The 19,121-nt window shown below is 55.1% G+C and carries 16 protein-coding genes; 11 read left to right on the top strand and 5 right to left on the bottom strand.

All coding sequences use genetic code 11. The features are described from left to right. Positions 1-45 precede the first annotated feature (45 nt). On the bottom strand, positions 46-990 hold the full coding sequence (gene panS, locus EKN83_RS19350) for a ketopantoate/pantoate/pantothenate transporter PanS (RefSeq protein ID WP_126801513.1): 945 nt from the start codon (positions 988-990) through the stop codon (positions 46-48). Positions 991-1,083: 93 nt separating this feature from the next. After that, positions 1,084-2,433, bottom strand: a complete 1,350-nt coding sequence (gene lysC, locus EKN83_RS19355) for a lysine-sensitive aspartokinase 3 (protein WP_045286172.1) — start codon at positions 2,431-2,433, stop codon at positions 1,084-1,086. A 374-nt stretch (positions 2,434-2,807) separates the two neighbouring features. On the opposite strand from lysC, the gene pgi reads away from it, so the two are divergent. The 10 genes from pgi (at position 2,808) to EKN83_RS19405 (ending at position 13,755) form a co-directional block, all read left to right on the top strand. Then, positions 2,808-4,457, top strand: coding sequence for a glucose-6-phosphate isomerase (gene pgi, locus EKN83_RS19360; RefSeq protein ID WP_126801514.1), 1,650 nt, complete (start codon positions 2,808-2,810; stop codon positions 4,455-4,457). A 367-nt stretch (positions 4,458-4,824) separates the two neighbouring features. After that, positions 4,825-5,067 (top strand): exopolysaccharide production protein YjbE, encoded by a 243-nt coding sequence (yjbE, locus tag EKN83_RS19365; protein WP_008503423.1) that lies wholly within the window; start codon positions 4,825-4,827, stop codon positions 5,065-5,067. Between the two features lie 118 nt (positions 5,068-5,185). Beyond that, positions 5,186-5,824, top strand: coding sequence for a YjbF family lipoprotein (locus tag EKN83_RS19370; RefSeq protein ID WP_025758995.1), 639 nt, complete (start codon positions 5,186-5,188; stop codon positions 5,822-5,824). Then, positions 5,821-6,558, top strand: coding sequence for a capsule biosynthesis GfcC D2 domain-containing protein (locus tag EKN83_RS19375; protein WP_126801515.1), 738 nt, complete (start codon positions 5,821-5,823; stop codon positions 6,556-6,558). The genes EKN83_RS19370 and EKN83_RS19375 overlap by 4 nt, the downstream gene beginning before the upstream one ends. Next, positions 6,558-8,654 (top strand): YjbH domain-containing protein, encoded by a 2,097-nt coding sequence (locus EKN83_RS19380; RefSeq protein WP_045286175.1) that lies wholly within the window; start codon positions 6,558-6,560, stop codon positions 8,652-8,654. Before EKN83_RS19375 ends, EKN83_RS19380 begins: the two co-directional genes overlap by 1 nt. A 201-nt stretch (positions 8,655-8,855) precedes the next feature. Next, entirely contained in the window at positions 8,856-9,266 is a 411-nt protein-coding gene (gene psiE / locus EKN83_RS19385) for a phosphate-starvation-inducible protein PsiE (protein ID WP_000202963.1), read from the top strand. A 146-nt stretch (positions 9,267-9,412) separates the two neighbouring features. Continuing rightward, positions 9,413-11,107 carry a PTS transporter subunit EIIC gene (locus EKN83_RS19390; RefSeq protein WP_126801516.1) on the top strand — a complete coding sequence of 565 codons (1,695 nt, stop codon included), beginning with the start codon at positions 9,413-9,415 and terminating at the stop codon, positions 11,105-11,107. Continuing rightward, complete coding sequence (locus EKN83_RS19395) at positions 11,104-12,147, top strand: oxidoreductase (RefSeq protein WP_126801517.1); 1,044 nt, start codon at positions 11,104-11,106, stop codon at positions 12,145-12,147. The genes EKN83_RS19390 and EKN83_RS19395 overlap by 4 nt, the downstream gene beginning before the upstream one ends. Further along, complete coding sequence (locus tag EKN83_RS19400; protein WP_235424903.1) at positions 12,147-13,010, top strand: hypothetical protein; 864 nt, start codon at positions 12,147-12,149, stop codon at positions 13,008-13,010. The genes EKN83_RS19395 and EKN83_RS19400 overlap by 1 nt, the downstream gene beginning before the upstream one ends. A gap of 40 nt (positions 13,011-13,050) precedes the next feature. Then, positions 13,051-13,755 (top strand): GntR family transcriptional regulator, encoded by a 705-nt coding sequence (locus EKN83_RS19405; RefSeq protein ID WP_045286180.1) that lies wholly within the window; start codon positions 13,051-13,053, stop codon positions 13,753-13,755. A gap of 104 nt (positions 13,756-13,859) precedes the next feature. Here EKN83_RS19405 and malG read toward each other — a convergent pair whose 3' ends face one another. From malG to malE, 3 genes are all read right to left on the bottom strand, one after another. Next, a complete protein-coding gene (gene malG / locus EKN83_RS19410) occupies positions 13,860-14,750 on the bottom strand; it encodes a maltose ABC transporter permease MalG (protein ID WP_025758991.1) in 891 nt (296 codons plus the stop codon). 14 nt (positions 14,751-14,764) lie between these two features. Next, entirely contained in the window at positions 14,765-16,309 is a 1,545-nt protein-coding gene (malF, locus tag EKN83_RS19415) for a maltose ABC transporter permease MalF (RefSeq protein WP_126801518.1), read from the bottom strand. 120 nt (positions 16,310-16,429) lie between these two features. Further along, positions 16,430-17,620, bottom strand: coding sequence for a maltose/maltodextrin ABC transporter substrate-binding protein MalE (gene malE / locus EKN83_RS19420; protein ID WP_059386340.1), 1,191 nt, complete (start codon positions 17,618-17,620; stop codon positions 16,430-16,432). A gap of 370 nt (positions 17,621-17,990) precedes the next feature. Here malE and malK point away from each other — a divergent pair, with 370 nt between their 5' ends. Then, positions 17,991-19,100, top strand: coding sequence for a maltose/maltodextrin ABC transporter ATP-binding protein MalK (malK, locus tag EKN83_RS19425; RefSeq protein ID WP_008500080.1), 1,110 nt, complete (start codon positions 17,991-17,993; stop codon positions 19,098-19,100). Positions 19,101-19,121 lie beyond the last annotated feature (21 nt).

Consider the following 19,121-nt stretch of genomic DNA (forward strand, 5'->3'; position numbering starts at 1 on the left):
GCGGACCTTGAGCGTAGGTCGGGTAAGCGTAGCGACACCCGACGTTTAAAGACGATATTCACCGCTTTCCTGTGGCTTTTCTTCTATCGGTTTTCCTGACCAGTAGCCCGCCAGCAGCGAACCGGAGAGGTTATGCCAGACGGAGAACAGGGCTCCCGGCAGTGCCGCCAGCGGTGAAAAGTAAATTTTCCCGAGCGCTGCCGCCAGGCCGGAGTTCTGCATGCCTACCTCTATTGCCAGCGTGCGGCAGGTCGATTCGTCAAAGCCAAACAGCTTCCCGCCCCAGTAGCCGCCCAGCAGGCCGATGGTGTTATGCAGCACCACAGCGACGATTACCACAAACCCCACGGAAGCAATGTGCGACGCGGAGCCCGCCACCACGGCGCTGATGATGGCCAGAATACAGACCATCGAAAAGGCCGGCAGATACGGCTCAACCGCTTTCACCACGCGCGGGAAAAGATGGTGAATGACCAGGCCCAGCGCAATCGGGATCACCACAATCTGCAGAATGCTCAGCAGCATGCCCATCACATCCACCTGAATATGCGCGTCCACGTACAGGCGGGTTAACAGCGGTGTGGCAATTACGCCCACCAGGGTTGAGACGGAAGAGATAGTGACGGAAAGCGCCACGTCGCCTTTTGCCAGGTAGATCATCACGTTAGACGCCGTGCCGCTGGCCACGCTACCCACCAACACCATTCCGGCGGAGAGGTCGGGCGGCATCTTAAAGGCCATTGCCAGTAGCCACGCCGCAAGCGGCATCACCAGGTAGTGGAGGAAAATCCCTGCTGCGACAGGCGCCGGGCGGGACAGTACACGTTTGAAGTCGTCGATTTTCAGGTGTACACCCATACCGAACATGATCAACATCAGCAGCGTGGTGACCCACGGACCAATGCCGGTGAAGGTGGCGGGAGTGTAATACGCGAGTACGGAGAGCAGCAGCGCCCAGAGCGGGAACAGCCGGGTAATGGCGGATAACATAGTGGATTCCTTGCAGTATTGTCGTGTTGTTTAGTTATGAAAAAGCCGGGTCTGTGCCCGGCTTGTAGGTAATGTTTATCGTGCTAACGAATTTTATTCAAACAAATTCTGATGAAGTTTCTGCACCACCTGCTCGGCCTGATCGGCAGGCACCAGGAAGCAGAGGTTATAGCTGGACGCGCCGTAGCAAATCATACGGATGTTGAACGGGTCGAGCACGCCGAACACTTCTTTGCCCACGCCGCAGGCGCGGGACAGTTTGTTGCCGATGATGGCTACCAGCGCCAGGTCTTCTTCCACTTCCACGCGGCACAGCTCAGACAGCTCAATCAGCAGCGACTGTGTCAGCAGGGTGTCGCCGGTGGAGGTAGAGCCGGTGGTGTCCAGCGTCAGCGCAATGCTCACTTCAGAAGTGGTGATCAGATCCACGGAGATATTATGGCGCGCCAGAATGCCAAACACTTCCGCCAGGAAACCGCGGGAGTGCAGCATATTATGGCTGTGGAGCGTCACCAGCGTCTGGCGACGGCGCAGGGCCAGCGCGCGGAACAGCGGTGGGTTTTCCGTTTTCTTGCAGACCAGCGTACCGCCCGCTTTCGGATCTTTACTGGAGCCGACGAACACCGGAATATCGCTGCGCACGGCCGGCAGCAGCGTGGCAGGGTGCAGCACTTTCGCGCCGAAGGTGGCCATTTCCGCCGCCTCTTCAAAAGCGATGACATCAATACGTTTGGCCGCGGAAACGACGCGCGGGTCGGTGGTGTAAATGCCCGGAACGTCAGTCCAGATATCGACACGGGTGGCATGCAGGGCTTCGCCCAGCAGCGCGGCGGTGTAGTCGCTGCCGCCACGGCCAAGCGTTGTTGTGCGCCCTTTTGCTTCACTGCCGATAAAGCCCTGGGTGATCACAATGCCATCGGCCAGGCGTGGGGCCAGCTGCTGAGTGGTCAGCTCGGCCAGCGCTTCGACGTCCGGCTCGGCGCGGCCAAAGCGATCGCTGGTACGCATCACTTTGCGCACGTCAAACCACTGCGCCGGAATATTACGTTCGCGCATGATTTCCACGAACAGCAGGGTGGACATCAGTTCACCGTGGCTGACCAGTTCGTCTGTCAGGGCAGTGGAGGTTGCCAGAGAGGCCGCTTCGGCCAGCGTGGTGATATTTTCCAGCAGACGTTCCACTTCCTCGCGGATGACGTTCGGGTTCTGCAGACGCTCAAGGATGTCGAACTGAATTTTGCGCAGTGCATCCAGCTTCACGAAACGTTCTGTCGCTTCCAGTCCTTCAGACAGAGAAACCAGCAGGTTCGTCACGCCGGCAGAGGCGGAAAGCACCACCAGGCGGGTATTCGGATCGGCCAGCACCACATCGGCGCTGCGGTTCATGGCATCGTAATCGGCCACACTGGTGCCGCCAAATTTGGCGACCACAAAACTCGTCATAACAACCTCGTGTCAGGGAATGAATAAGCGACCATGGCACAAGAATGAAACGAAAACAGGTGCAGGCGCAAAATACGGCCCTATAAATAAAATGTGGGGGAGGTCCTGTCAATGCTGGGATTATGCGGATTTTTTATGGGGGGGTACCCCTGAGAAACAGGACTTATAACAGGGCCAGATTTTATGCTCCGTTTTAGGGCTTTTTGACCGACATTTCGCCGCCGCAGAAGGGCAATTCAGCAGCTATACTTTTCGGGTCTTTTCACCTGTGTTTGATGCAGGCCAGGGCAATGGCATAAAAACCATCACAATTTTTATTTGCAGGCGCTACAATCGACCGCAGTCACAATTCTCAAATCAGAAGAGTATTGCTAATGAAAAACATCAACCCAACGCAGACCGCTGCCTGGCAGGCACTCCAGAAACATTTTGATGAAATGAAAGACGTCACCATCGCGGATCTGTTCGCGAAAGATGCCGATCGTTTCAGTAAGTTCTCCGCGACTTTCGATGACCTGATGCTGGTGGATTTCTCCAAAAACCGTATCACCGAAGAGACACTGGCAAAACTGCAGGATCTGGCGAAAGAGACTGAACTGGCCGACGCCATCAAATCCATGTTCTCCGGTGAGAAGATTAACCGCACCGAAGACCGTGCCGTACTGCATGTAGCCCTGCGTAACCGTAGCAATACCCCAATCATCGTCGACGGCAAAGACGTGATGCCGGAAGTGAACGCGGTGCTGGAAAAGATGAAAGCCTTCTCTGAAGCGATCATCTCCGGAAGCTGGAAAGGTTACACCGGCAAACCGATCACCGACGTGGTTAACATCGGTATCGGCGGTTCTGACCTCGGTCCGTTCATGGTGACCGAAGCGCTGCGCCCGTACAAAAACCACCTCAACATGCACTTTGTCTCGAACGTTGATGGTACCCACATCGCCGAAGTGCTGAAAAACGTGAACCCGGAAACCACCCTGTTCCTGGTCGCGTCTAAAACCTTCACCACCCAGGAAACCATGACCAACGCCCACAGCGCGCGCGACTGGTTCCTGAAAACCGCGGGCGACAACAAGCACGTGGCGAAACACTTCGCGGCGCTGTCCACCAACGGTAAAGCGGTCAGCGAGTTCGGTATCGATACCGCGAATATGTTTGAGTTCTGGGACTGGGTCGGCGGCCGTTACTCTCTGTGGTCCGCGATCGGTCTGTCCATCATCCTGTCCGTGGGCTTCGACAATTTCGTTGAGCTGCTCTCCGGCGCGCACGCGATGGATAAACACTTCTCCACCACCGCACCTGAGAAAAACCTGCCGGTGCTGCTGGCGCTGATCGGTATCTGGTACAACAACTTCTTCGGTGCCGAAACCGAAGCGATCCTGCCGTATGACCAGTACATGCACCGCTTCGCTGCTTACTTCCAGCAGGGCAACATGGAATCCAACGGTAAATATGTTGACCGTAACGGCAACGCGGTGGATTACCAGACCGGGCCAATCATCTGGGGCGAGCCGGGTACTAACGGCCAGCATGCCTTCTACCAGCTGATTCACCAGGGCACCAAAATGGTACCGTGCGATTTCATCGCCCCGGCTATCACCCATAACCCGCTGTCCGACCATCATCTGAAGCTGCTGTCGAACTTCTTCGCCCAGACCGAAGCGCTGGCGTTTGGTAAATCTCGTGAGGTGGTTGAGCAGGAATACCGCGACCAGGGTAAAGATCCGGCCACGCTGGACCACGTTGTCCCGTTCAAAGTGTTCGAAGGCAACCGTCCAACCAACTCTATCCTGCTGCGCGAAATCACGCCGTTCAGCCTGGGTGCGCTGATTGCCCTGTATGAGCACAAAATCTTCACTCAGGGCGCGATCCTGAACATCTTCACCTTTGACCAGTGGGGCGTTGAGCTGGGCAAACAGCTGGCAAACCGTATCCTGCCAGAGTTGGGTGACGATAACGCGATCACCAGCCACGATAGCTCGACCAATGGCTTGATTAACCGTTATAAAGCATGGCGTGCGTAATTAAATTGTCATGAAAATGTGCCGGCGATATGCCGGCATTTTTTTATCAGATAATTCCTGATGTCTGTTATTTAGCTCTAATTCCTGTACTGAGTTTAATCTGAAAAAAGCCGTTAACCCGTTAATGACTGAGGTTTACTTTAGGAATATACGGATAACGGCATAGTCCATTTTTAATTCTATCTTATTGATTTGTATGTTCTCTATATTTGGTTAATTGCTCTTATCTTTCAATTTTATCCATTAGTCTGAAAACCCCTTTCCTATTTCCCCGGACGGCAAACCCACGGCGGGAGTTGTGTATACTCGAATCCGCCTGAAATTCTTTTTGGGCAAATCTCCATTCATTCAATGAAGGGAAATTCTTATGAAGAAAGTACTGTATGGCATTTTTGCCATATCTGCGCTTGCGGCGACATCTGTTTATGCAGCTCCGGTTCAGGTCGGGGAAGCGGCAGGTTCGGCTGCGACGTCTGCGTCTGCGGGAAGTTCTACCGCGGCCAGCGCCAGCACCGTAAGTTCAGCCGTGGGTGTCGCGCTGGCGGCAACCGGTGGCGGTGATGGCTCCAATACCGGAACCACGACCACCACGACAACCAGCACCCAGTAATAGCGGGTGTTTTAATCATAACCACACTTCGGTGTGGTTATTCTGGCTTTTCAGTAGCCTTCGGGACCTGTAGGCCGGGTACGAGTAGCGCCACCCGGCAATAATGCGGAGAAGAGTCGTGAAGCGACCTGGGATCATCCTGATTTGCCTGCTGTTGCAGGCGTGCTCGGCCACCACCAAAGGGCTGGGAAACTCACTGTGGGAGAGCATGTTCGGCACACCGGGCGTGCATCTGACCGATGACGAACTGCAAAACATGCCGTATGCCAGCCAGTACATGCAGCTTAACGATGGCCCGCAACTGTTTGTGGTGCTCGCTTTCGATGAAAACGGGCAGCAGAAATGGGTGACGCAGGATCAGGCCACCATCGTGACACAGCACGGTCGTATCGTAAAAACCCTGTTGGGCGGCGATAACCTGCTTGAGGTGAATAACCTCGCGGCCGACCCGCTGATCAAACCGAACCAGATTACCGACGGCGCAAGCTGGACGCGCACGATGGGCTGGACCGAACATAAGCAGGTGCGTTACGCCACGGCGCGTTCGACCTTCCGCTGGAACGGCACGGACAGCGTCAGCGTGGGTAGCGATGAAACCCGTGTTCGCGTGCTGGATGAAGAGGTCGTCACCGATCAGGCCACCTGGCATAACCGTTTCTGGATCGACGATGACGGGCAGATCCGCCAGTCCCTGCAGTATCTCGGCGCCGGATTCTTCCCGGTCAAAACCACGCTGATCAAGGCCGCGAAATCATGAAAACACTTATTCGCGTTGCGCTGATCGCAAGCTTTGCCACACCGCTCGCATGGTCTGCCGGGACGGTGAAGGTCTATACCCCGGAGAGCACGCAGCCTAAAACATTGACCAATGCCGGTCATCTTATCGATCTCGTCGGCCAGCCACGTCTGGCAAACAGCTGGTGGCCGGGTGCGGTCATCGCTGAACGCCAGAAGACTGCTGAAGCGGAACAACAGCACAAGGCGCTTCTCGCCAGGCTGACGGGGTTAGCGGAGCAGGAAGATGGCGATGACGCGGCGGCGATTAACAGCGTTCGCCAGCAGCTTCAGGCTCTGAAGATAACAGGACGGCTGCAGGTCAATCTCGATCCGGATGAGGTGCGGGTGTCGGAGAACGGCAACCCGGCGCTGGAAGGCGATTACACGCTCTGGCTACCGGCACAGCCTGCCACCATTACCGTCTTCGGACTGATCAGCAGCCCGGGTAACAAGCCTTTTACGCCGGGTCGCGATGTGGCGAGCTATCTTGACGAGCAAAGCCTGCTGAGCGGAGCGGACAACAGCTACGCCTGGGTGGTTTACCCGGACGGGCACACGCAAAAAGCCCCGGTTGCTTACTGGAACAAACGCCATATCGAACCTGCGCCTGGCAGCGTGATTTTTGTCGGTTTTGCCGACCATTTCTGGACGAAGGCCTATGACGGGCTTAACGCCGATATCCTTCACTCCCTGATTCAGCGGATACCGGAATAATGAAAAGAACCTATCTCTACAGCATGCTGGCGCTCTGCGTGAGCGCCGCCTGCCACGCAGAAACGTATCCGGCACCCATTGGCCCGTCTCAGTCAGACTTCGGTGGCGTCGGTTTAATGCAGACTCCCACCGCGCGAATGGCGCGTGAAGGTGAGTTGAGCCTTAACTACCGCGATAACGACCAGTATCGCTACTACTCGGCGTCTGTGCAGCTGTTCCCGTGGCTTGAAACCACGCTGCGCTACACCGACGTGCGCACCAAAAAATACAGCAGCGTTGAGTCCTTCTCTGGCGATCAGACCTACAAAGATAAAGCCTTCGACGTCAAACTGCGTCTGTGGGAAGAGAGCTACTGGATGCCGCAGGTCTCCGTTGGGGCGCGTGATATCGGCGGTACCGGTCTGTTTGATGCGGAATACGTCGTCGCCAGCAAAGCCTGGGGACCGTTCGACTTCTCTCTCGGCCTGGGATGGGGCTATCTGGGCACCAGCGGTAACGTGACCAACCCGTTCTGCTCCTACAGCGATAAATACTGCTACCGCGATAACAGCTATCAGAAAGCGGGATCCATCAATGGCGACCAGATGTTCCACGGCCCGGCATCGCTGTTTGGCGGTGTGGAATATCAGACCCCCTGGCAGCCGCTGCGCCTGAAGCTGGAGTACGAAGGTAATAACTACTCGCAGGATTTCGCCGGGAAGATTGAGCAGAAGAGCAAGTTTAACGTCGGCGCCATTTATCGCGTCACTGACTGGGCTGACGTTAACCTCAGCTACGAGCGTGGCAATACGGTGATGTTTGGCTTCACGCTGCGCACCAACTTTAACGACATGCGCCCGCACTACAATGACAACGCGCGGCCTGCATACCAGCCGGAGCCGCAGGATGCGATCCTGCAGCACTCCGTCGTGGCAAACCAGCTGACATTGCTGAAATACAACGCAGGCCTCGCCGATCCGAAAATTCAGGTCAAAGGGGATACGCTGTACGTCACCGGTGAGCAGGTAAAATATCGCGACTCGCGGGAAGGGATCGAGCGCGCCAACCGGATCATCATGAACGATCTGCCGGACGGGATCCGTACGATCCGCGTGACGGAGAACCGTCTCAACCTGCCGCAGGTGACAACGGAAACGGACGTCGCCAGCCTCAAGCGCCATCTGGAAGGCGAACCGCTGGGGCATGAAACCGAACTGGTGCAAAAACGCGTTGAGCCGATCGTGCCGGACACTACCGAACAGGGCTGGTATATCGATAAATCGCGCTTTGATTTCCATATCGATCCGGTGCTGAACCAGTCCGTCGGCGGGCCGGAAAACTTCTACATGTATCAGCTCGGGGTCATGGCGACGGCGGATCTGTGGCTCACCGACCACCTGCTGACCACCGGCAGCCTGTTTGGCAACATCGCCAACAACTACGACAAGTTCAACTACACCAACCCGCCAAAAGACTCGACGCTGCCACGCGTGCGTACCCGCGTGCGTGAATATGTGCAGAACGATGCCTACGTGAACAACCTGCAGGCCAACTACTTCCAGTACTTCGGCAACGGTTTCTACGGCCAGGTTTACGGGGGGTACCTGGAAACCATGTACGGCGGCGCGGGGGCGGAAGTGCTGTATCGTCCGGTGGACAGCAACTGGGCGTTTGGTATTGATGCCAACTACGTCAAGCAGCGTGACTGGCGCAGCGCGCAGGACATGATGAAGTTCACCGACTACAGCGTCAAAACGGGCCATCTGACCGCCTACTGGACGCCGTCGTTTGCGCCTGATGTGCTGGTAAAAGCCAGCGTCGGTCAGTACCTGGCGGGCGATAAGGGCGGCACGCTGGATATCTCTAAACACTTCGACAGCGGCGTGGTCGTGGGCGGTTACGCCACCATCACCAACGTCTCGCCGGACGAATACGGGGAAGGAGACTTCACCAAAGGGGTGTATGTGTCGATTCCGCTGGATCTCTTCTCGTCAGGCCCAACCCGCAGCCGCGCGGCCATTGGCTGGACGCCGCTGACGCGTGACGGCGGTCAGCAGCTGGGTCGTAAGTTCCAGCTGTACGACATGACGAGCGATAAGAATATTAACTTCCGCTGATGCCTGTTCCCCTCACCCTAACCCTCTCCCCAAAGGGGAGAGGGGATCGCTCGGAGCCTCCTTTTCCCCTTCGCCCCTTTAGGGTGTACGGTCCGGGGTGAGGGGAATCCTCTCCGTTGAATCAAATATAAACAAAAAATATAGATCCACGTCACATTTTTGCGTTATACAGGAACCTCGCCCTGGAGAATGAGGTGCTGTATGACATCCCTGACTCGCCCGCGCGTTGAGTTTATCTCAACTATCCTCCAGACCGTGCTGAACCTCGGTCTGCTGAGCCTTGGCCTGATACTGGTCGTCTTTTTGGGTAAAGAGACGGTGCATCTGGCGGATGTGCTGTTCGCCCCCGAGCAAACCAGCAAATATGCGCTGGTGGAAGGACTGGTGGTCTACTTTCTCTACTTTGAATTTATCGCCCTGATTGTGAAGTATTTTCAGTCAGGCTTTCACTTCCCGCTACGCTATTTTGTCTACATTGGGATCACCGCGATAGTGCGGCTGATCATCGTCGATCATAAATCTCCCCTCGATGTGCTGATCTACTCGGCGGCGATCCTGCTGCTGGTGATCACCCTCTGGCTGTGTAATTCAAAGCGGCTGAAGCGCGAATAGCTGTCCGGATTGCGGAGAGATGCGATCAAAATGTGATCTATATAGATTTAATTTAAAACTATATAGTTTTAAATGTGTGGCAGTTCAGGAATAAGCCGTACTGAAATTAACTGCCACATACTCAATCTATTTGACAGGTGATCTGCATGGCCCACTCTTCGTTACTGGAGCGGATAACTGACGTCTCGCAAAAGCTGGCATCAGAAGTCCATCTTCGAAGTTTACGGGACAGTTTTATTATTACTGTCCCGTTCCTTGTCCTTGCCGGACTATTCATCATGCTCAATTATGTTTTTCTTGATCCGAAAGGCTTGTTGAGCGGTCTGTTATCCACAGAAATTCTCGTGCAGCTGCGTAATATTGGCGAACGTGCACTGAACGGCACAATGAATATTTTATCACTGATGCTGGTGATATTAATTGCTTATCATATTGCCAGTAAGAAAAAGCATCCCTCGCCGGTTATTCCTGCGATGGTCGCGCTGGCGGTATTTTATACGTTGATGCCTGTTGTAACGGTGCAAACCCTGGCTGATGGCCAGCAGGTTAAGCTTACCGGGAGTGTTTCTTACGGCAATACCAATGCTGGCGGTGTTTTTCTGGCGATACTGACAGCGGTGCTCTCAACCCATCTTTTTTTATGGATTTCGAAAAGCAAAAAATTACAGATTCGCCTCGGGGATGATGTCCCCTCCATGGTTGTACAATCCTTTCAGTCGATGTTTTCAATTATGCTGACTATCGCTATTTTTGCGCTGGCCGCATTTAGCGTAAATCTGTTCCTTCATACTGAAATCCCGGCGCTGATTCAGCATCTCATTCAGGCACCGCTGGTCCATTTAACGACGAACTTATCCGGTTTCCTGGTATTAACGACCCTGACAAATCTGCTCTTTTCGTTGGGGATCCATCCGGGAGGGATTATTAATCCGATCCTTGAACCTCCCTTGCTGGTGGCAATGCAGGAGAATATGTCCGCCTTCGCCAGCGGCCAGATCCCACCCCATATTATCGTTCTGCCATTTCGCGATCTGTATGGCCATATGGGAGGAACCGGGAGCACGCTGGCCCTGCTGCTGGCGGTGTTCATCCGAAGCCGCATGTCCAGCCACCGTAATTTTTCCCGGACGGTGATTGCCCCAGGCATTTTTAATATTAATGAGCCGGTCATTTTTGGTTTCCCGGTGCTCTACAACCCGTTAATGATGATCCCGTTTATCCTCTATCCGCAGATTAATTTCACAATTGCGTACTTTGCCACGGCCTGGGGATGGGTCTCAAAAATTATTGCCTATGTTCCCTGGTCAGTACCTCCGCTTATTTCTGGCTGGCTCGGATCTGGCGGTGATGTTCGTAATGTTATTTTGCAGGTTCTGTTACTGGCGCTTGGCGTTATGGTCTATCTCCCCTTTTTAACCGCCTATGAGCGTTCGCTAATGAAACGCAGCAATGAAACGCTCATTAACACGATCGCCTCTGAGCCAGAAATAACGCAGCAGGACGAAACGGATATTCACCTGCTGGATGGCAAAACCATTATTCTGGCCTGTAACGAAGGGATGTCTACCTCATTAATGGCCAGCAAAATGCGCAAATACTGCGAGAGCCAGAATTGCACCCTCAACGTCTATGCCGTGAACGCCGGGAAACTGGTGGAAGAGTATCAAAAAGCGGGGCTTATTCTGCTTGGTCCGCAAATCGCTTATTTGCAGGAAACGATCCTGCAGGATATTAACCATCACTGCCCGGTGATCCCCCTTGATCCACAGCACTTTAGCAAACTCGATGGACCGGCAGTCATTAATGCTGCTCTGCCTTATTTTAAAAAGGAATCCGTATGATTAACTGTGCCTATATTGGCTTTGGTAAAAGCGCCACGCGCTATCATCTCCCTTACGTGTTATGCCGCAAGGATAAATTTAACGTTAAACGTGTTTTCGATATTGCACGTAAACCGGAGGTTGAAGCGCAGCCGCACTATCAGCACATCCATTTTACCTCCCGGTTGCAGGATATTCTTGAGGATACGTCTCTTCACCTGGTGGTTGTCTGCACCCATCCTGACAGCCATTTTGAGTATGCCCGGCTATGCCTGGAGCATGGCAAAAACGTGCTGGTCGAGAAACCATTTACCACCACGCCAGAAGAAGCAAAAACGCTGTTTGCCCTCGCGAGGGAAAAGGGCTTAACCGTCTCTCCGTTTCAGAACCGACGTTTTGACAGCTGCTACCTGACCATGAAGCAGGCGATCGAGAGCGGTAAATTGGGAGAGATCGTTGAGATAGAGAGCCATTTTGACTATTTCCGTCCGCAAGCGGAAACCCGCCCTGGCAGCTATTTTGACGGCGCGTTTTATGGTCTGGGCGTGCATACCCTCGATCAAATCATCGCCCTGCTGGGGCGCCCTCAGCAGGTTGGGTACCATCTTCAGCGTCAGAGAAATCCCCTTAACCCTGACGATGCTTTTGCGGTTCACCTCTACTACGGAAAGACGACCGCGATCGTGAAAACCAGCCATCTGGTGAACATACCCGCACCGAAGTTCACGGTGCACGGCACGCGCGGCTCGTTTGTTCGCTACGGTATCGACCAGCAGGAAACCAGCCTGAAGGCAGGCATTATGCCGGGGGAAATGGGGTTTGGCGAAGATCGCGAGTGCGCGGTGCTGGAGTATATCGATGACGCGGGATGCCCTGTCCGGGAAACGTTACCGGCGGTGCCGGGCGACTATGGACGCGTTTATGACGCCCTGTACGACACGCTCTCCTCAGGCAAGGCCAACTATGTCAGCGAGCAGGAAGCATTGACCAATCTTGAGATTCTGCAAAAGGCCTTTCATCAGTCAACGCCTGCTATCGTCACGCTGGACGAGGAGGTGTGATGATGAAGCGACTCCTGAACTGCCGGGCCAGCGACTTCCGTGGGCCCGTTACTGGCGAGAGTCTGCGTGATGCCATTAGCGCCTGCGAAGGGCGCGTCATTATGGCGGAAATTGCCGTCAGTGCTTCTCCGCTGTTCGCCGAGGTGACCAATGCGGAACTTTTGTGCGCGTTTGGCGCCGATCTGCTGCTGCTCAAGGGCATGAATTTTCAGCAGCCCGTGTTAAAAGGGGGAGATGCGCGATTTGGCGCCGATCCTGTCAGCCAGGTGAAATGCCTCACGGGCCGTTTAACGGGCGTCAATTTTGAAGTCCTGCCCGCAGACGATCTCTCCAGTCCCGGCGCTTTTCTGCCCGCACATGTTGAGGCAATGCGGCATGCGGATTTTTACTGCCTGACTGGCTACGACAAACCCGGCGTCACGGCTGAACGTATGTGTCAGGCGATAGAGGCGCTCAGGGCACAAACCGATAAGCTGATTCTGGCGGCGAAATTTTACACGTCGGGGATGGCGCAACCGCAGGAGTATGCCGGATACATCCTCGCGGGCGCAGACGGCGCAATCTTTCCGGCACCGGGCGGATGCCGGGGGGCATCGGAAGGACGCGTCAGCCAGATTACGCAGGCGGTGCAGGCGCTGGGAGGGCTTGCCATCACTACGCTGAGCAGTAGTCAGGAAGGGGCCGATTGTGCTACGGTGCGCGACATTGGCCTGGCCAGTAAGCGTTGCGGGAGTGACATGCATAATTTTGGCGACGCAGGGGTAGTGGGAATGGCCGATCCGGAGGCGCTAAATGCCTTATCCATCGCTATCCGTGGCCGACGGCATACCTGGGTGCGCATGGCAGCATCTCTGTCTCGTTAATTTAATCCGGCCCCGAAAGGGGCCGTTTGTGGAGAGCGTTATGCCTAAGTATATGGAGATCTACCATGAAGTGCGGCGGCGCATTATGGTGGGCATCTATGCTCCCGACAAAAAATTGCCCGAAGGGGGCAGGCTTGCCGCTGAATTCGGTTGTAGCGAGCTAACCATCACCAAAGCACTGGATGTACTGGTGCGTGAGGGCCTGGTACTGCGTAAGCGTGGACTGGGCTCGTTTGTTAAACGCCAGGTTTCCGCCGCCAGCAACTCACACCTGATTGGTACCGCACAGCGCTGCGCTGCGCAGGGAAAAACGCTCGCCACGTGCGTGCAGTGGTACAGAGCCGTTCCGGCCCCGGCGGATATCGCACAAAAATTGCAAATCCCGGAGGGCGAACTGGTGCATGAGATCTGCAGGGTGCGCGTTATCGCACAGACGCCTTCCATCGTGGAGTACACCTGGATGCCTGTCGCGCTGTTTCCTCACCTTGCACTGCGCCATGTCCAGCACTCCATCTACGCTTACATTACCCATGAACTGGGATATACCGTCCATAGCGCTCATATGAAAGTCACTGGACGACGCGCCAGCGAACAGGAGTTGATGTGGCTGGCGCTCGCTGAACCCACGACGCTCATTCAGGTTGAACAGACGGCGTTTCTGGATAATGGCAAGTTGTTTGAATACTCCTGCGCCCGCCATCTCTGGCATACCTTTAACTTTGAGACTGATTTTGTGCGTGTCTGAGGCATAAAAAAATGGCGCTCCGAAGAGCGCCTAACAACAGTCACAAGTTGGGTCAATACAATACGTCTAAAGTTGAGGGTTGCAGTGGCATAACAAAATGAAACTTAACCTTTCACACCGCCCGCTGTCAGGCCGTTGACCAGCCAGCGCTGCGCCAGCAGGAACACCACGGTAATCGGGATGGCAGAGAGTACGGCCGCTGCGGCAAAGTCACCCCACAGGTAGTTTTGCGGGTTGAGGTATTGCTGCATCCCTACGGCCAGGGTGTAGCTGTTAACATCGCGCAGCAACAGCGACGCGACAGGCACTTCGGTGATGGCGGCGATAAACGACAGGATAAACACCACCGCCAGGATTGGCACCGAGAGCGGCAGCAGCACCAGACGGAACGCCTGCCATGGGGTTGCCCCATCCAGCGCGGCTGCTTCTTCCAGCGAACCGTCGATGGTTTCGAAATAGCCTTTAATGGTCCACACATGCAGTGCGATACCGCCCAGATAAGCGAAGATTACGCCGCCGTGGGTGTTGAGACCGATAAACGGCACATACTGGCCCAGGCGGTCAAACAGGGCATACAGCGCCACCAGGGAGAGCACTGCCGGGAACATCTGGAAAATCAGCATCCCTTTCAGCAGCGTCGCTTTGCCCGGGAAACGCATACGGGCGAAGGCGTAAGCGCAGGTGGTGGAAAGCGCCACGATACCAACCGCGGTAATACCTGCGATTTTCACCGAGTTCCACAGCCACAGCAGGACCGGGAACGGCGGCGGCGTGACGCGGCCATCCGCGTGTTCCACGCTGAAGCCCAACGCGAGCTTCCAGTGCTCCCAGGAGATTTCGTCCGGGATCAGGCTCCCGGTGGCGAAGTTACCCGAACGCAGGGAGATGGCGATAACCATCAGCAGCGGGAACATGATCGCCGCGATAAAAATCAGCAGACCTAAGTGCGTCACGAGGAGGCGCAGTTTTTGAGATTTGGGTTGTACCATAGCCATGATCGTTGCCCTCCTTAGTCAAATTTCATACGTGTGGCTTTCAGGTTCACAATCGCCAGTGCGCCAACCAGCAGGAAGATCAGGGTGGCAATCGCTGCCGCCAGACCGAAGTCCTGTCCGCCGCCGCCTTCGAAAGCGATACGGTAGGTGTAGCTCACGAGCAGGTCGGTATAGCCTGCCGGCGTGGTGGTGCCAAGACGGTCCGGACCACCGTTGGTCAACAGCTGAATCAGCACGAAGTTGTTAAAGTTAAAGGCGAAGCTGGCGATCATCAGCGGCGTCAGCGGCTTAATGAGCAGCGGCAGCGTAATCTTAAAGAAGTTCTGGAACGGGCCTGCGCCATCCATCGCTGAGGCTTCGTACAGATCGTCCGGGATGGCCTTCAGCAGACCCATGCACAGGATCATCATGTACGGATAGCCCAGCCAGGTATTCACAATGATAATCATCGCGCGGGCGGTGGTCGGGTCGCTGAACCAGGCTGGTTTAATGCCAAACAGCGCGCTCAACATCATGTTGATTTCACCGAAGCTCTGGTTAAACAGCCCTTTGAAAATCAGAATCGAGATGAACGACGGTACGGCATAGGGCAGGATCAGCAGCACGCGGTAAATCGCTTTACCTTTCAGGGACTCCCACTGAACCAGGCAGGCCAGCACCATGCCCACGGCCACGGTCAGCAGCACGGTCAGCACCGAGAAGACGACTGTCCAGACAAAGATGGCGAAGAACGGTTTCTGAATACCTTCGTCGGTGAACACGCGGGTAAAGTTGTCCCAGCCGATGGTCACGGTATAACCCGGGCTGAGTTTGTCATCACCCCATTTGCCGTCGGCGGTAATGGACTGATAGAAACCAATGTCGTTGTTCGGACGATATTTCACGCCGCTCTGGTTGTTGGTAAGCGTGCCGTCATCCGCCAGGGTATAGAGCGGCTGTGTGCCGGAGAACTGGCGCAGCGAGCTCATCGTCACTTTGCTTTCGTCTGGCAACACCGCAGTGAGCTGGGTCAGCGCCTGACGGTTCTGGGTAATGACACGCAGGTTGGCGCGTTCACCTTCCGGCAGGGCGGCAGCCTCTTTTAAGGCCAGCTTCTGTTCGCCGCCGAACGTGAAGGCGTCGGAGACATAGTATTTGCCGCTAGCTTCGTCAGTGAGCGCTAACTTCCACTCTTTACCGGCAGGATACAGACCGAAGTTAAAGGTCTTGCCGGCCTGATAAGAGCGCTCCAGCAGGACCTGCTGCGCGCGTTCCTGCGCAAGCTGGTTGGTGCTGCTGTAGTTGGTAAACGCAATGGCGATAGTACAAATCAGCGGGAAAAGGACAAACAGCCCCATCCCGGCCACGCCCGGATAGACATAACGCCAGGCATAGGTTTTACGGTTGGCGAAAATATACAGGCCAGCAGAGCTTAAAATCAGCGTCATGATGGCAAACAGATATTCCCCTTGTACGTACATTAAAACAACAAGGTAACCCACCAGCAGACTCAGCAGACCGATCGCTGACCATTTCAGCGCGTCGCTTTGCCACCAGCGTTTCTTTTTAATGACATCCATGGGGTTTTTCCTCTACAACGGTGAAAACTTATCGTCAGGTGGCGCTGCGCTTACCTGACCTACGGATCGTGCCGTAGTCGTAGGGCGGGTAAGCGCAAGCGCCACCCGCCGTTTTTCTGCTTACTTGGTAATACGACCCTGTGCATCTTTCAGCGCGGCATCGACAGTCTGACGACCGCTTGCGGCGTTGATGACGGCAGTACGAGTGGCGTACCAGAACGCGGCCATCTGTGGGATGTTCGGCATGATTTCGCCTTTCTGGGCGTTATCCATGGTGGCGGCGATACGAGGATCTTTCGCCAGCTGATCCTGGAAGGATTTCAGCGCAACAGCACCCAGCGGTTTGTCCTTGTTCACTTCATCCAGACCCTGATCGGTCAGCAGATAGTTTTCCAGGAACTCTTTCGCCAGCTCTTTGTTCGGGCTGGCCGCGTTGATACCGGCGCTCAGCACGCCAACGAACGGTTTAGACGGTTTGCCTTTGAAGGTTGGCAGCAGCGTCACGCCGTAGTTGATTTTGCTCTTGTCGATGTTGCTCCAGGCCCACGGACCGTTGATGGTCATCGCGGTTTCGCCTTTGTTGAACGCCGCTTCTGCGATGGAGTAGTCGGTATCCGCGTTCATGTGTTTGTTCTTGATGAGGTCAACCAGGAAGGTCAGGCCTGCTTTCGCGCCAGCGCTGTCTACGCCCACGTCTTTCACGTCATATTTGCCGTTTTCAAACTTGAACGCGTAACCGCCGTCGGCTGCAATCAGCGGCCAGGTGAAGTACGGCTCCTGCAGGTTGAACATCAGCGCGCTCTTGCCTTTCGCTTTCAGCTCTTTATCCAGTTTCGGGATCTCTTCCCAGGTTTTCGGCGGGTTAGGTACCAGGTCTTTGTTGTAAATCAGAGACAGGGCTTCTACCGCAACCGGGTAAGCGATCAGTTTGCCGTTATAGCGAACGGCGTCCCAGGTGAACGGGAACAGCTTGTCCTGGAAGGCTTTGTCCGGGGTGACTTCAGCCAGCAGACCAGACTGTGCGTAGCCACCGAAGCGGTCATGTGCCCAGAAGATAATGTCCGGACCGTCACCCGTTGCCGCAACCTGCGGGAATTTCTCTTCCAGTTTGTCCGGGTGCTCTACGGTGACTTTGATACCGGTGTCTTTCTCAAATTTTTTACCCACTTCGGCCAGGCCGTTATAGCCTTTGTCGCCGTTAATCCAGATAACCAGCTTGCCTTCTTCAATTTTGGCGAGCGCCGGTGCGGAAATCATCATTGCTGCGAGGGCGGACAATGCGAAAACGCGTGCGCCAGTCTTGATATTCATATCTGCCATCCTTTTTGGTGATGTCTCGTGGTATGACTTCAGTGGTTCAACGTGACTCAGTCTCCTTATTTGACATCCTCTTTCCATCCTCCCAACCCCTACGCCCCACCCCCCGTTTGTGTGATCTCTGTTGCATAAATTTAAGTTATGAGTGCTGGCGCACATAAAAACACACTGAATTTTGCTGGCCGCTTCACGAATTTCGCCTCACCCCGCCAGCGACGGTCGCAGAGCCTGCTCTCTCATCCTCCCGCCTCCTCCCCCATAAAAAAGCCGGGGGGTGGAGGATTCAGGAAAGTAATGGATACCCCATAGTGAACTTATCTTGAATGTTTCTGTCGGTGACAGGTTGTAACGAAGGGAGAAGGGCATGGCGAGCGTACAGCTGCGTAATGTAACGAAAGCCTGGGGCGATGTTGTGGTGTCGAAAGACATCAATCTGGACATCCACGAAGGTGAATTCGTGGTATTTGTCGGCCCATCAGGCTGCGGTAAATCAACTCTGCTGCGTATGATTGCCGGTCTTGAAACCATCACCAGCGGCGACTTGCTGATCGGTGATACCCGAATGAACGACATCCCACCCGCCGAACGTGGCGTCGGCATGGTGTTCCAGTCTTATGCACTCTATCCCCATCTTTCCGTGGCCGAGAACATGTCCTTCGGTCTGAAGCTGGCCGGCGCGAAGAAAGAGGTCATTAACCAGCGCGTCACCCAGGTGGCGGAAGTGTTACAGCTGGCGCACCTGCTGGAGCGTAAACCGAAAGCGCTTTCCGGCGGTCAACGTCAGCGTGTGGCGATTGGCCGTACCCTTGTCGCCGAACCGCGCGTGTTCCTGCTCGATGAACCGCTTTCCAACCTGGATGCCGCCCTGCGCGTCCAGATGCGTATCGAAATCTCCCGTCTGCATAAACGTCTTGGCCGCACGATGATTTACGTCACCCACGATCAGGTCGAAGCGATGACTCTGGCGGACAAAATTGTGGTGCTGGATGCCGGTCGCGTGGCGCAGGTGGGTAAACCGCTGGAGCTCTATCACTACCCGGCAGACCGCTTTGTTGCGGGCTTTATTGGCTCGCCAAAGATGAACTTCCTGCCCGTTAAAGTGACCGCGACAGCCATTGAACAGGTACAGGTGGAGCTGCCAAACCGTCAGCAAGTCTGGCTGCCGGTCGACAGCGCCAACGTACAGGTGGGGGCAAACATGTCCCTCGGTATTCGTCCTGAACATTTACTGCCGAGCCACATCGCCGATGTGACGCTGGAAGGTGAGGTTCAGGTCGTCGAACAGCTTGGTCACGAAACACAGATTCATATCCAGATCCCCGCCATTCGTCAGAACCTGGTCTACCGCCAGAATGACGTGGTGTTGGTAGAAGAGGGTGCCACATTCGCTATCGGCTTGCCGCCAGAGCGTTGCCATCTGTTCCGTGAGGATGGCACTGCATGTCGTCGGTTGCATAAAGAGCCAGGCGTTTAAGCAATCCCAAAAGAAGACACG

It is taken from the genome of Enterobacter sp. WCHEn090032 (assembly GCF_003986875.1).
In the GTDB taxonomy this organism is placed as follows: Bacteria; Pseudomonadota; Gammaproteobacteria; order Enterobacterales; family Enterobacteriaceae; genus Enterobacter; species Enterobacter sichuanensis.

Excerpts from the sequence above, each read along its gene's own strand:
- panS (WP_126801513.1), bottom strand. The coding sequence starts at position 990 with ATGTTATCCGCCATTACCCGGCTGTTCCCGCTCTGGGCGCTGCTGCTC.
- lysC (WP_045286172.1), bottom strand. The coding sequence starts at position 2,433 with ATGACGAGTTTTGTGGTCGCCAAATTTGGCGGCACCAGTGTGGCCGAT.
- pgi (WP_126801514.1), top strand. The coding sequence starts at position 2,808 with ATGAAAAACATCAACCCAACGCAGACCGCTGCCTGGCAGGCACTCCAG.
- yjbE (WP_008503423.1), top strand. The coding sequence starts at position 4,825 with ATGAAGAAAGTACTGTATGGCATTTTTGCCATATCTGCGCTTGCGGCG.
- EKN83_RS19375 (WP_126801515.1), top strand. The coding sequence starts at position 5,821 with ATGAAAACACTTATTCGCGTTGCGCTGATCGCAAGCTTTGCCACACCG.
- EKN83_RS19380 (WP_045286175.1), top strand. The coding sequence starts at position 6,558 with ATGAAAAGAACCTATCTCTACAGCATGCTGGCGCTCTGCGTGAGCGCC.
- psiE (WP_000202963.1), top strand. The coding sequence starts at position 8,856 with ATGACATCCCTGACTCGCCCGCGCGTTGAGTTTATCTCAACTATCCTC.
- EKN83_RS19390 (WP_126801516.1), top strand. The coding sequence starts at position 9,413 with ATGGCCCACTCTTCGTTACTGGAGCGGATAACTGACGTCTCGCAAAAG.
- EKN83_RS19395 (WP_126801517.1), top strand. The coding sequence starts at position 11,104 with ATGATTAACTGTGCCTATATTGGCTTTGGTAAAAGCGCCACGCGCTAT.
- EKN83_RS19400 (WP_235424903.1), top strand. The coding sequence starts at position 12,147 with ATGATGAAGCGACTCCTGAACTGCCGGGCCAGCGACTTCCGTGGGCCC.
- EKN83_RS19405 (WP_045286180.1), top strand. The coding sequence starts at position 13,051 with ATGCCTAAGTATATGGAGATCTACCATGAAGTGCGGCGGCGCATTATG.
- malG (WP_025758991.1), bottom strand. The coding sequence starts at position 14,750 with ATGGCTATGGTACAACCCAAATCTCAAAAACTGCGCCTCCTCGTGACG.
- malF (WP_126801518.1), bottom strand. The coding sequence starts at position 16,309 with ATGGATGTCATTAAAAAGAAACGCTGGTGGCAAAGCGACGCGCTGAAA.
- malE (WP_059386340.1), bottom strand. The coding sequence starts at position 17,620 with ATGAATATCAAGACTGGCGCACGCGTTTTCGCATTGTCCGCCCTCGCA.
- malK (WP_008500080.1), top strand. The coding sequence starts at position 17,991 with ATGGCGAGCGTACAGCTGCGTAATGTAACGAAAGCCTGGGGCGATGTT.